This is a genomic window from Pseudomonas sp. GT1P32 (genome assembly GCF_054897805.1).
Genome location: NZ_CM142704.1, coordinates 1,055,621 through 1,069,059, shown reverse-complemented (window position 1 = coordinate 1,069,059; position 13,439 = coordinate 1,055,621). Strand labels below are relative to the sequence as shown.

At 60.5% G+C, this 13,439-nt stretch carries 9 protein-coding genes; 8 read left to right on the top strand and 1 reads right to left on the bottom strand.

Going from position 1 to position 13,439, the window contains the following annotated elements:
- Nucleotides 1-2,277 (bottom strand): PAS domain-containing sensor histidine kinase, encoded by a 2,277-nt coding sequence (locus tag ACYZUC_RS04970; RefSeq protein ID WP_461994011.1) that lies wholly within the window; start codon nucleotides 2,275-2,277, stop codon nucleotides 1-3.
- A gap of 230 nt (nucleotides 2,278-2,507) precedes the next feature.
- Between ACYZUC_RS04970 and ACYZUC_RS04965 the strand changes: the two genes are divergently transcribed.
- The 8 genes from ACYZUC_RS04965 to ACYZUC_RS04930 all read left to right on the top strand — a co-directional run bounded on the left by ACYZUC_RS04965 (nucleotide 2,508) and on the right by ACYZUC_RS04930 (nucleotide 12,954).
- Nucleotides 2,508-4,130, top strand: coding sequence for an acyl-CoA synthetase (locus ACYZUC_RS04965; protein ID WP_461994009.1), 1,623 nt, complete (start codon nucleotides 2,508-2,510; stop codon nucleotides 4,128-4,130).
- Between the two features lie 122 nt (nucleotides 4,131-4,252).
- Complete coding sequence (locus ACYZUC_RS04960) at nucleotides 4,253-4,579, top strand: DUF485 domain-containing protein (RefSeq protein WP_008026350.1); 327 nt, start codon at nucleotides 4,253-4,255, stop codon at nucleotides 4,577-4,579.
- Complete coding sequence (locus ACYZUC_RS04955) at nucleotides 4,579-6,240, top strand: cation acetate symporter (protein ID WP_461994007.1); 1,662 nt, start codon at nucleotides 4,579-4,581, stop codon at nucleotides 6,238-6,240. The genes ACYZUC_RS04960 and ACYZUC_RS04955 overlap by 1 nt, the downstream gene beginning before the upstream one ends.
- Nucleotides 6,241-6,300: 60 nt before the next feature.
- Nucleotides 6,301-8,073 (top strand): acyl-CoA dehydrogenase C-terminal domain-containing protein, encoded by a 1,773-nt coding sequence (locus tag ACYZUC_RS04950; protein ID WP_461994005.1) that lies wholly within the window; start codon nucleotides 6,301-6,303, stop codon nucleotides 8,071-8,073.
- Nucleotides 8,074-8,200: 127 nt separating this feature from the next.
- Nucleotides 8,201-9,469 carry an OprD family porin gene (locus ACYZUC_RS04945; protein ID WP_461994003.1) on the top strand — a complete coding sequence of 423 codons (1,269 nt, stop codon included), beginning with the start codon at nucleotides 8,201-8,203 and terminating at the stop codon, nucleotides 9,467-9,469.
- 203 nt (nucleotides 9,470-9,672) lie between these two features.
- A complete protein-coding gene (locus tag ACYZUC_RS04940; RefSeq protein ID WP_008041483.1) occupies nucleotides 9,673-10,326 on the top strand; it encodes a hydrolase in 654 nt (217 codons plus the stop codon).
- 55 nt (nucleotides 10,327-10,381) lie between these two features.
- Nucleotides 10,382-11,701, top strand: coding sequence for an OprD family porin (locus tag ACYZUC_RS04935; RefSeq protein ID WP_461994001.1), 1,320 nt, complete (start codon nucleotides 10,382-10,384; stop codon nucleotides 11,699-11,701).
- A 104-nt stretch (nucleotides 11,702-11,805) separates the two neighbouring features.
- Complete coding sequence (locus ACYZUC_RS04930) at nucleotides 11,806-12,954, top strand: MalY/PatB family protein (protein ID WP_461993999.1); 1,149 nt, start codon at nucleotides 11,806-11,808, stop codon at nucleotides 12,952-12,954.
- Nucleotides 12,955-13,439: the final 485 nt, after the last annotated feature.

Below are 13,439 nucleotides of genomic sequence, written 5' to 3'. Positions count from 1 at the left end.
TTATTCCTGTTGTTGTTTTGTTGGACCGGCAAGCGGCAAGCGACAGCACATCAGCAGCCCGACTGGTTGGCGGTGGGCCTGCAATTCACCGCCGAAACCTTCAATGATGCTGCGGCTCATGGACAAACCGAGCCCCAGGCCATCGGCCTTGCTGGTATAGAACGGGGTAAAAATCTGCTCCAGTTCGGGCTCGCTCACACCGGGCCCCTGGTCCTGCACAGTGATGTCCACGGTGGCGGCACTGCCCTGCCCGGCGGTCATCATAATCAGCGAGGGCTGGCCGGGATGTTGTTCGCGGTTGGCATCGATGGCATTGCGCAACAGATTCAGCAGGACTTGTTCCAGCAACACTCGATCGGCATAAACGGGCGGCAGATTATCCGGCAGACGATCCTCGATTGTCACTTGGCAATTACTCGCTTCCCAGGCGCACAAACGCACGGCTTCGCGGGCGACATCGGTGACGTTCAGCGCCTGCATGCGGCGCTGGCCTTTGCGCAGAAACGCGCGCAGACGGCGGATGACTTCCGAGGCGTGCGTGGCGTGATGGGTGATGCGTTCCAGCCCTTGCGCAACCCGGGCGGCCGCCTGGGGATTGGAATCCACAGTCTGCAAATAACGCTGGCTGGCGTTGGCGTAATTGACCACCGCGGCCAGCGGCTGATTGATTTCGTGGGCGATGCCCGAGGCCAGTTCACCGAGGGTGACCAGGCGCGCGGTGTGCGCCAGTTCATCCTGATGGCGGCGCTGCTGCACTTCGCGCAGCTCACGTTCGGTCATGTCCCGCGCCACCAGTGAATAGTAGCGCTCGCCGCCGGCCGATCGATGCGCCAACAGCACCAGCGACACCGGCACCGACGCGCCACCGCCCGGTGGTTGCAAGCGCGCATCGGTGCTCCAGACGCCGTCGCGTTCGGCGCCGCTCCAGCCGTCACGTTGCAGACGGGTCAAGTCTGCGCTGGCGAACAGTTGCGCCAGGACCGGCATCGGCTGTTGCTCGCCTATGCCGAGGATGCGGCGTGCCGCCGGGTTGAGGTAAGTGACTTGACCCTCGGGGTCGATGAACAGCACCGGATCGGTGTTGACCTCGACGACTTCGGCCAGGCGCCGCTTGTTCTCTTCGGCCTGCACTCTGGCAGTAATGTCCCGGGAGACGCTGACCACCTCGACCACCGTGCCGGTATAGGTTTCACGAATCGCCCGACTGGCGGTTTCGAACCACAGGTAATGCCCGTCCCGATGGCGAATGCGATAGGTCATGGTGTGATAACCGTCCTGCTCCAGCGCATCGCGGGCACGCTGCACCAGGCTGGCCAGGTCCTGGCCATGGAACAGGCCCTGGGCCATTTGCCCGCGCAGTTCTTCCGGCCAGTAGCCGAGCAACGTCCATGATGCGGGGGAGGCATCGAGAAAACAGCCGTCCGGTGTGTGCCGGGAAATCAAGTCGGTGGTGTTCTCGATGATCAGCCGGTACAACCGCCGCGCCTGAGTCGCTTCGCGCTCGGCCAGCACTTGCGTGGTGGCGTCGCGGCAACGGGCGAGAACACGGTTGTCCTGGGGATCGGGAATGAATGTCCAGATCAGAATCTGCGTTTCGAGCTGGGCTTCGACCCCTTCAATGGCGCGTTGCTGGTCCAGACACGCGCGCACCAGTACCCGATGGTTGACCGGCAGAAAACCCAAAACGTCGGTCAGCGGCTTTTCCGCCAGCAGCGCCAGCAACGCCGCGTTGAATTCCTGCGGCCGTCCCTGCGCGTCGAGCAACAGGCTCGGTTGCGGATCGTGGCCCAGCAGTGGCGAGCCACGCAGCATGCCGTTGACGCTGCTGAGCAAAGTCGTGAGCAAATCCTGCACCCACCCCAGCCAATCGAAACTCACGCCTTCGCAGACTTCCACCAGCAACAACCCGGCCTGCCCAGGCGTCAACGCCAGATCGAACACTTGGCCATGGCTGATGGCGGCGCGGCGCAGTCGACCGGCCAACCAGCAATCCAGTTGCCGCACTTGCGCCAGGTCGAGGCGCCCGGCTTCCAGCAAACGCTCGAACAGCAACTGATCGCTGGCCAGCGAAGGGTCGCCCTGGCCCGGGGGAAAATGCTGGGCGGCACCTTCATGGCTGTAGATTCGCGCCTGGGGTTGCCAGCTCAGGTAAACCGCGCGACGCACCTCGGGGCAATCCTGCAAGGCCCGGCACAACGCATCGGCCCGGGCGGCCAGAGGCACGGCCTCACGCTGCAGGCGCAACCAGCTGTGCAATCGAACGGGAGTCAGGGTCATCACGGGTCCGCTTCGTTGGGGAAGCCAAGGATATACCGGCCTTGGCGATTTGACGGTAGTCATTTAGTTCAGCACGAATCAAATATAGTACATATACCATACACAATAGGTTGTACTTCCATATCGATGGAGGATTGTTATATAAAGCACACCGGACATATAAAGGTGACCTCAGCAGCGACGCTGAAAGGCCACCGATAGAGCTAACAATCAGCCACCGAGTACTGCACATGTCGATCTATGAACAAGGGCTAGGCCCTTCGGCTGTCAATCACATCGCCTTGTCTCCGCTCAGCTTCCTCGAGCGCACGGCCAATGTTTACCCCGACTACCCCGCCGTCATCCACGGCTCGATTCGCCGTACCTGGGCGCAGACCTACACCCGTTGCCGACGCCTGGCCTCGGCGCTGGCTGGTCGCGGCATCGGCAAAGACGACACCGTGGCGGTGATGCTGCCCAATATCCCGGAAATGCTGGAAGTGCATTTTGGCGTGCCGATGATTGGCGCCGTGCTCAACCCGCTCAACGTGCGCCTGGATGCTGAAGCCATTGCGTTCATGCTCCAGCATGGCGAGGCCAAGGTGCTGATCACCGACCGCGAGTTCCATGACGTGATTCACGCCGCCATCGGCATGCTTGATCACCCGCCTCTGGTCATCGACGTCAACGACCCGGAATACGGTGAAGGCCAGGCCGTCAGCGATCTGGACTATGAAGCGTTGCTGGCCGAAGGCGACCCGGCGTTCGCCTGGCAATGGCCAGCCAACGAGTGGCAAGCCATCTCGCTGAACTACACCTCCGGCACCACCGGCAATCCGAAAGGCGTGGTCTATCACCACCGCGGCGCTTATTTGAATGCCTTGGGCAACCAGATGACCTGGGCCATGGGCAACCATCCGGTGTACCTCTGGACCCTGCCGATGTTCCATTGCAACGGCTGGTGCTACCCGTGGACCATCACCGCGCTCGCCGGCGTTCACGTGTTCCTGCGCCGGGTCGATCCGCAGAAAATCCTCACGCTGATTCGCGAACATCAGGTCACGCACCTGTGCGGCGCGCCGATCGTGCTCAACGCGCTGGTCAACATGCCGGAATCGGCGAAGGCGGCCATCGACCACCCGGTCAACGCCATGGTCGCCGGTGCTGCGCCGCCGGCCAAAGTCATCGGTGCCGTGGAGGAAATGGGCATCAAGGTCACCCACGTCTACGGCCTGACGGAAACCTATGGTCCGGTGACCCTCTGCGCCTGGCATGCGGAATGGGACGAACTGCCGCTGGAACAACGGGCGCAGATCAAATCTCGTCAGGGCGTGCGCTACCCAACGCTCGAAGGTGTGATGGTCGGCGATTCGAAGACGCTGGAACCGACCCCGCGCGATGGCCAGACCATCGGTGAAGTGTTCATGCGCGGCAACACCGTGATGAAGGGCTACCTGAAAAACCCGACGGCCACCGCCGAAGCATTCGAGGGTGGCTGGTTTCATACTGGCGACCTGGCGGTGTGTCACCCCGACGGTTATGTCGAGATCAAAGACCGCCTCAAAGACATCATCATTTCCGGTGGCGAGAACATTTCCACCATCGAACTCGAAGGCGTGCTCTATCGCCATCCGGGGGTGATGGAAGCCGCCGTGGTCGCCCGCCCCGATGAAAAATGGGGCGAAACGCCCTGCGCCTTCATCACTTTGAAGGCTGATCACCAGGACGTTCGCGAGGCCGACATCATCAGTTTCTGCCGCGAGCATCTGGCCGGTTTCAAAGTCCCGCGCACGGTGATTTTCACCCTCCTGCCGAAGACATCCACCGGCAAGATCCAGAAGTACGTGCTGCGCGACAGGGCCAAGGCCCTCTAACCCTCACCGACGTTTCACCTATCAGGCGGCAGGTGTCTTACCTGCCGCCTCGGGCTCGTGCAGGCCGAATTCGGCCTGCCCTGCCCCCACACACCGATAACAACAACAATGTGGAGCGCACCATGATCGACATCCATGCAACCGATACCCAACGCTGTGAACGTATTCGGACCAACCCGAAATTCCTGCAACTGGTCAGCAGTCGCTCGCGCCTGGCCTGGTCGTTGAGTGCTGCGGTGCTGGGCACTTATTACCTGTTCATGTTCGTGGTGGCGTTTGCCCCGCAATGGCTGCACGCGCCGCTCGGCGAGCACCGGATGTTGACCCTTGGCATGCCGGTTGGCGCGGCGATCATTGTTTTTTCCTGGTTGCTGACCGGTTGGTACGTCTACAGCGCCAACACGCGCTTCGATGCGCTGGGTGCGGCCATTCTTGAGGAGAGCAAGTGATGCGTAAACTCATCCTCGCCGCAGCCTGCCTGTTGCCGGCATCCGTTGCATTCGCTGCACCCGCGTTGGGTGCCATAGAAAAACAACCGCTGAACCTGCATGCGATCGGCATGTTCTTCGTGTTCGTTCTCGGCACGCTGGCCATCACCTGGTGGGCCGCGCGCCAGACCAAATCCACCTCGGACTTCTACACTGCCGGCGGTGGCATCACCGGGTTTCAGAACGGCCTGGCAATTGCCGGTGACTACATGTCCGCCGCAACGCTGCTGGGACTGTCCAGCCTGGTGTTCGCCAAGGGTTACGACGGTTTCATCTACACCATCGGCTTCTTTGTCGGTTGGCCGATCATCACCTTCCTGATGGCCGAGCGGCTGCGCAATCTGGGGCGCTACACCTTTGCCGACATCGTCTCCTACCGACTGGACCAGAACAAAGTGCGGATATTCGCTGCGTTCGGTTCGTTGACGGTGGTGTGTTGCTACCTGATCGTGCAGATGGTCGGTGCCGGCCAGTTGATCAAATTGCTGTTCGGTCTCGACTACCCGGTAGCGGTGGTGATCGTCGGCGCGTTGATGCTGGTGTATGTGATCTTCGGCGGCATGATCGCAACCACCTGGGTGCAGATCATCAAGGCTGTGCTGCTGCTCGCCGGCGGCACGACTCTCGCGGTCATGGCCATGTCGCAATTCGGTTTCAGCTACGAAACCCTTGCCACCAAAGCGGTCGAGGCGCATGCCAGCGGCTGGAACATCATGGGCCCCGGTTCAATGCTCGCCGACCCGATCAACACCGCTTCGATGTCCCTCGGACTGGTGTTCGGCATCGCCGGTTTACCGCACATTCTGATGCGTTTCTTCACTGTGCCCAACGCCAAGGAAGCGCGTAAATCGGTGTTCTACGCCACCGGCTTCATTGGTTTCTTCTTCCTCGTGGTCTGCACCCTGGGCTTCGCCGCGATGGTGATCATCGGCACCGATCCGCAGTACTACGTCAACGGTGAAGTTGGCGGCGCCTTGATTGGCGGCGGCAACATGGTCGCGATGCACCTTGCCAAAGCGGTGGGCGGCAACCTGTTCTTCGGGTTCCTCTCGGCCGTGGCGTTCGCCACCATCCTTGCGGTGGTCTCCGGGCTGGCACTGGCCGGTGCTTCGGCGATTTCCCACGACCTCTACGCCACCGTGTTCAAGAAAGGCAAAGCCACCCAGAAACAGGAAATGCGCGTCACCCGCATAGCCACCGTGGGCCTGGGCATCATCGCAATTCTGCTGGGCATCCTGTTCGAGAAGATGAACGTCGCGTTCCTGGTGGGCCTGACCTTCGGCATCGCCGCCTCGACCAACTTCCCGGTGCTGATCATGGCCATGTACTGGAAAGGCCTGACCACCAAAGGCGCGATTATCGGCGGTTTTGCCGGCCTGATCTGCGCGCTGGTGCTAGTGATCCTGTCCCCGGCCGTGTGGGTGACCGTACTCGGTCATGCTCACGCCATCTTCCCGTACGACCACCCGGCGCTGTTTTCCATGCCGCTGGCGTTCCTGGTGATTGTCGTCGTGTCCCGACTCGACCGCAGTGTGCGGGCCGACAAGGAGCGTGACGCCTACGCCGACCAGTTCGTGCGCGCCCAGACCGGTCTCGGTGCTGCCAGCGCTTCCAGTCATTGATTGAAAGGCACGGCGCCCGGTTGCGGCGCCGTGCACAACCGTCCTGTCGAGGTTCACGTTATGCCCGAATTCAAAGCCCCCTTGCGCGATCTGCGCTTCGTCCTGCATGAGGTGTTCGACGCCCCGGCCCTGTGGGCGCGCCTGCCTGCCCTGGCTGACAATATCGATGCCGACATCGCCGACGCGATCCTTGAGGAAGCGGGGAAAGTCACCGCGCACTTGATCGCACCCTTGAACCGCAGCGGAGACGAAGAAGGCGCACAATGGCATGAAGGTCGGGTGACCACGCCCATCGGTTTCAAACAGGCTTATGCCACATACATCGAGGGTGGCTGGGTCGGCCTGTCCGGTAATCCCGAGTACGGCGGCATGGGCATGCCGAAAATGCTCGCCGTGCAGTTTGAAGAAATGCTCTACGGCGCCAATTCCAGTTTCGCGCTGTATTCGGCATTGAGTTCCGGTGCGTGCCTGGCGCTGGATGTCCACGCCAGCGACACCTTGAAAGACCTTTACCTGCCGCCGATGTATGAAGGTCGCTGGGCCGGCTCCATGTGCCTGACCGAAGCCCATGCCGGCACCGATCTGGGGATCATCCGCACTCGCGCCGAACCTCGGGCGGATGGCAGTTTCAGCATCACCGGCAGCAAGATATTCATTACCGGCGGCGATCAGGACCTGACCGAAAACATCGTCCATCTGGTGTTGGCAAAACTGCCCGACGCGCCGGCCGGACCCAAAGGCATCTCGCTGTTTGTGGTGCCCAAAGTGCTGGTCAATGCCGACGGTTCCCTTGGCGAGGCCAACGCCGTAAGTTGCGGTTCGATCGAACACAAAATGGGCATCAAGGCCTCGGCTACCTGCGTGATGAATTTCGACGGTGCCAGCGGCTGGCTGGTGGGCGAAGCCAACAAAGGCCTCGCAGCGATGTTCACCATGATGAACTACGAACGCCTGTCCATCGGTATTCAGGGCATTGGCTGCGCCGAAGCGTCCTATCAGAGTGCGGTGGCCTACGCCCGTGAACGCATTCAGAGCCGCGCCCCAACCGGCACCGTGGCCGCGGACAAAGTTGCCGATCCGATCATCGTCCACCCCGATGTGCGCCGCATGCTGCTCAGCATGAAAGCCATGACTGAAGGTGGCCGCGCGTTCGCCAGTTATGTCGGGCAGCAGCTCGATCTGGCGAAGTTCTCCGACGATGCGCAAGAACGCGAGAGCGCCCAGAGCCTGGTCGCGTTGCTGACGCCGATTGCCAAGGCCTTCTTCACCGACACCGGTCTGGAGAGCTGCATCAACGGCCAGCAAGTGTTCGGCGGCCATGGCTACATCCGCGAATGGGGCCAGGAACAATTGGTCCGCGACGTGCGCATCGCGCAGATCTACGAAGGCACCAACGGCATTCAGGCGCTGGACCTGCTCGGGCGCAAAGTGCTGGCCGATAACGGTGTCGCGTTGCGTCAGTTCACCGGCGAGATTCGGCATTTCGCCCACCAGCCTGACGCGCCCTACAGCGCGCAACTGTTCGATGCCGTGCAGCGCCTGGAAGACCTGAGCGACTGGCTGCAGGACCGGGCAGCGACCAATCGCAACGAAGTCGGCGCCGCTTCCGTGGAGTATTTGCACCTGTTCGGATATGTGGCCTACGCCTGGTTGTGGGCGCGCATGGCGCAGGTTGCCCGGCAAAAGCGCAGCGACGACGAAGTCTTTTACGGTGCGAAGATCGCCACCGCCGACTTCTACATCCATCGCCTGCTGCCGCGCATTTTGAGCCTCGAACAATCGATTCGCGCCGGCAGTGCCTCGTTGTTCGGTCTGAGCGCCGAGCAGTTCTAACGATTGAACCGCACGCGGCGCCGCGCTCCTCTCTTTTCGGCGCTCGCGTTTTTTCTTGATAAGCCCTCGCCCGGTTGGCGAGGGTCGCGCAAGCCGTCATTTCATAATAAAAACAAAGGGGCTTCACATGGATCGCAACACCCGCACTCTCGCTACCCGACTGTTGCTGGCCGGCAGCGTCATCAGCCTCTCGGCCCCCGCCGCTGCTGACTTTATCAAGGACAGCAAGGCCAGCCTTGAGCTACGCAACTTCTATTTCAACCGTGACTATCGTCAGACCAACGCGGCACAATCAAAACAGGAGGAATGGGCGCAGGGCTTCCTGTTGCGCTACGAATCCGGCTTTACCGAGGGGCTGATCGGGGTCGGTTTCGATGCGATCGGCCTGGTAGGCGTCAAACTCGACTCCAGCCCGGATCGTGCCGGTTCCGGCGTGCTCCAGCGCCATCGCGACACGCGCAAAGGTGCGCAGGACGAGTACGGTGAACTGGGCCTGACCGCCAAACTGCGTGCGTCCAAGAGCACATTGAAACTGGGCACGTTGCTGCCCAAGCTGCCGACGGTGCTGGCCAACGATTCACGGCTGTTGCCGCAAACCTTCAAGGGCGGCCAGCTGACATCGCTGGAAGTCGAAGGCCTGACCGTGGATGCCGGACGACTGACACAGGTCAACCAGCGCGACTCCTCGGACTATGAGGACATGGGCATCACCCGAACCGGCGCCAAGGGCATCACCAGCCGCCATTTGGACAGCGACAGCTTCGATTTCGCCAGCCTCAACTACAAATGGACCAGTAACCTGGCTACTGGTTATAGCTACGGCCACCTCGACAATTTCTACAGCCAGCACCTGGTCAACCTGACCTACGTATTGCCGGTCACCGTCGGTCAATCGTTGAAGACTGATCTGCGGTTCGCACGCTCCATCGATGATGGCGGCAGTAATGTCGACAACAAGGCAATTGGCGCCATGTTCACCTACAACCTCGGAGGGCATGCGTTCGGCCTGGGCTATCAAGGCATGAGCGGCGATACCGGGTATGCCTACGTCAATGGCACCGATGCGTTCCTGGTGAACTTCGTGCAGATCGGCGACTTCGCCAGCAAGGACGAAAAATCCTGGCAGGCCCGTTACGACTACAACTTTGCCGCCCTCGGCATCCCCGGCCTGACGTTTATGACCCGCTACATCAACGGTTCCGATATCGACCTGGGCAACAACCGCCCTGAAGGCAAGGAATGGGAGCGCGATACCGATATCGGATATGTCGTGCAGAGCGGACCGTTGAAAAACGTCGGCGTGAAATGGCGCAATGCGACAGTGCGCTCGACAAATTTTGGTAGTGATCTGGATGAAAACCGTTTGATCGTCAGCTACACGTTGCCGATCTGGTAAGACGGCGCAACGGCCACCACCGTTTCGCCAGCAAGCCGGCTCCTACAAGGGTGGTGTCGTCTACAAATAACGGCACACTCCGATCCTGTAGGAACTGGCTAGCCTCGCCCCGCAAGAAAGTCAAAACACAGCACATCGGTTCAATATCCCCGCCCGACTCTACGCCACCATGGCCTCCTCACTCACCCCGTAAGGACATCGCCATGGCTATCGCAAAAGCAGTACCCGGCAAAACCCTGCTGACCCCAACCGACCACACGCTGATCATGATCGACCACCAGTCGCAGATGTCCTTTGCGACCAAGTCGATTGATGCTGTCACCCTGCGCAACAACGCCGCGCTGGTGGCCAAGGCGGCGCGCGGCTTCAAGGTCTCGACCATCCTCACCACCGTTGCCGAAAAGAGCTTCTCCGGCCCGATTTTCGACGAAATCAAATCGGTGTTCCCGGAACACAACGTCATCGACCGCACCAGCATGAACACCTGGGAAGACGAGCGCATTGCCGTTGAAGTGAATAAGTTCGGCAAACAGAAAATCGTCCTCGCCGGCCTGTGGACCTCCGTGTGCATCGTCGGCCCGGCGCTGTCGGCCATCGACCAGGGTTTTGAGGTGTACGTGATTGCCGACGCCTGTGGCGACGTCACCACCGAAGCCCATGAAATGGCGATGCAGCGCATGATCCAGATCGGTGCGCGGCCAATGACTTCGTTGCAATATCTGCTTGAATTACAGCGTGACTGGGCACGTACCGAGACCTACGACGAAACCGTGAAAACCTCGATTGCCAACGGGGGTTCTTACGGTCTGGGCCTGATCTACGCCAAGACCATGTTCGGTGCCTCCGAAGGTCATTAAGTAACAACGCGGCTCCGGGGTTCCGGAGCCGCTTCCCTTCGCGGTGGACTGATCGATGACGTTTTCCTCACGAGACCTCAGTCGCGGGTTGTGCGTGTGTTTGCCGGCGCTGTTATCAGGCGTGGTCCTGGCAGATGAATCGCAGGGCTTGCTGGCCGGCGCGAAGCTTGAAGTGCTGAGCCGAAATTTCTATCTCAACAACGACTATCGATCCCCGACGCCGGCAGGCAAAAGCTACAAAGCCGAATGGGCTCAGGGCTTTATCAGCTCTTTTGAATCCGGTTTCACCCCCGGCACCCTCGGATTCGGACTCGATGCCCACGGGTTCCTAGGATTGAAACTGGACGGTGGCAAGGGCCATTCCGGAACGGGATTATTGCCGCTGGACAGTGACGGTCGCAGCGAAGACAACTATTCCAGTGCTGGCGGCGCGTTGAAAATCAAGGCATCGAAAACCACGTTGGCCTTCGGTGAAATGATGGTCGAAACCCCGGTGTTCGACACCGCGGATAAACGCCTGCAACCCGAGTACGCCAGCGGTTTTCTGGTGAACAGCCACGAGATTGAGGGAATGAATCTGGTCGCCGGCCACTTCACGGCGTTCAAGAATCAGGACGGTGCTTCGGGCAAGGACAACTTTTACGGCTACGGCGCTAACACTGAAGCGGGCGGCATTTCTATTCTGGGTGTCGACCTGTTTACGCAAAGTCCGCTCGGCGCTGCCCTCTATGCTTCAGAGCTGACCGACACCTGGCATCAGTACTACGCCAATCTGCACCTGAAACAGTCCGGCTGGTTCCTCGACGCCAATCTCTATCGCACGCAGGACACAGGCCAGGCGTTGGCCGGTGCTATCGACAACACAGCGTTCAGCCTGTCAGGCAAATACACCGTCGATGCCCACGCCTTCACGTTGGCCTATCAAAAGGTCAACGGCGATACCCCGTTCGATTTCGTCGGTGGCGACTCGATCTACCTCGCCAACTCGATCAAATACGCCGACTTCAACGGTGCCCACGAGCAGTCCTGGCAAGCTCGTTACGACCTTGATCTGGGTCTCTATGGCATTCCCGGGCTGAAATTCATGACCCGTTATGTCAAAGGCAGCCAGATCGACGGTACGCACGCACCCAAGGGCGGAGCCTACAACCCGTTCGATGAGTCGGTCGGTGCGTACAGGCCGCTGCAAGGTGATGGTGGACGGCATTGGGAGCGAGACATCGACTTGCGCTACATCGTGCAGTCTGGGTCGGCCAAGGGCTTGTCGCTGCAACTGTCCCATGTCTCGCACCGGGCCAACAGCGCCCAGGCGGGCGATGATATCGACAGGGTTTATGTCGTTATCGAGTACCCGCTGAGTTTCGGCCGTTTCTGATAATGGTCAGCGGGCGTGCTCGCACTCTCAAGCAGGCTCGCTCCCACAGGGGTTGGCGTTTATCATGAGCGCCGAAAACAACCCTGCCTTGTATGAGAATGAGCATGACCTTCGATTTTGATCAGGTGTTCGACCGCCACAACACTGGCAGTACCAAGTGGAGCCGCTACCCGGCCGACGTATTGCCGATGTGGGTTGCCGACATGGATTTTGCCGCGCCACCGGTGATCATCCAGGCCCTGCAAAAACGTCTGGAACACCCGTTGCTCGGCTACAGCGTGGCGCAGGATGACTTGCGCATTGCCATCGTGGCCGACCTCTGGAACAAGTACGCCTGGCGCGTCGAGCCACAGGAACTGATCTTCCTGCCGGGCGTGGAATCGGGTTTCAACATGGCCCTGAATGCGCTGGTCCAGCCGCAACAGAACGTCGTGGTGCAAACGCCCAACTACCCACCGCTGCGTCATGCACCGGGGCATTGGGGGCTGAACAAGGTTGAACTGAATTTCGAGACGATGGCTGATGGCACGTACGCCACGCCGCTTCAGGCCTTGCGCCAGTCGCTGGAAGGCGGCGGTGCGCTGCTGCTGAGCAACCCGCACAACCCGCTGGGCAAGGCGTTCCCAAGGGAAGAACTGCAAGCCGTGGCCGATATCTGCGTGGCACAGGGCGCCTGGATCATTTCCGACGAAATTCACGCCGAACTGTGCTTCGACGGGCGCAAACATATTCCCACCGCGTCGTTGAGCCCGGAAATTGCCCAGCGCACCATCACGCTGATGTCGGCGAGCAAGGCCTACAACATCGCCGGTCTGAAGACCTCGTTCATGATCATTCAGGACCGCGCCCTGCGCGAACGCGTCAACCATGCGCGCTGCGGTATGGTCGACAGCATCAATCCGCTGGGCATGGAAGCGACACGCGTTGCTTACGCCGAAGCCGGACCTTGGCTGGTTGCGCTCAAAGACTACCTGCAAAGTAACCGCGATTATCTGGTGGATGCCGTTCGCACGCGCTTGCCCGGCATCAGCATGAATGTACCTCAGAGCACTTACCTGGCCTGGCTCGACTGTTCGGCGCTGGGGTTGGAGAACCCGCAGCAGTTCTTCCTTGAAAAGGCGAAAGTCGGGCTTAGCCCTGGCCTGGATTTCGGCGATGACAGCCAACAGTTCGTACGCCTGAACTTCGGCTGCCCGCGCGCGTTGCTGGAGGAAGGCATCGCGCGGATGGAACGCAGTTTGCGCGACCTCTAACAAACGCCCCCCCTTGTAGGAGCTGGCTTGCCGGCGATGACGTCCGCAAGATCACCGCAAGGCTCAAGGGCCAATCGCCGGCAAGCTGGCTCCTACAGGAATTGGTCGCGACACACATCCCTGCCAACCACCCCGTACCTTGTAGGAGCTGGCTTGCTAGCGATGACGTCCGCAAGGTCACCGCAGGGCTCAAGGGCCAATCGCCAGCAAGCCGGCTCCTACAGGAATTTGTCGCGGCACACATCCCTGCCAGTCACCTCGTACTTTGTAGGAGCTGGCTTGCCGGCGATGACGCCCGCAAGGTCACCGCAAGGCTCAAGGGCCAATCGCCGGCAAGCCGGCTCCTACAGGAATTTGTCGCGGCACACATCCCTGCCAGTCACCTCGTACTTTGTAGGAGCTGGCTTGCCGGCGATGACGTCCGCAAGGTCACCACAAGGCTCGAGGGCCAATCGCCAGCAAGCCGGCTCCTACAGGATTTTGTT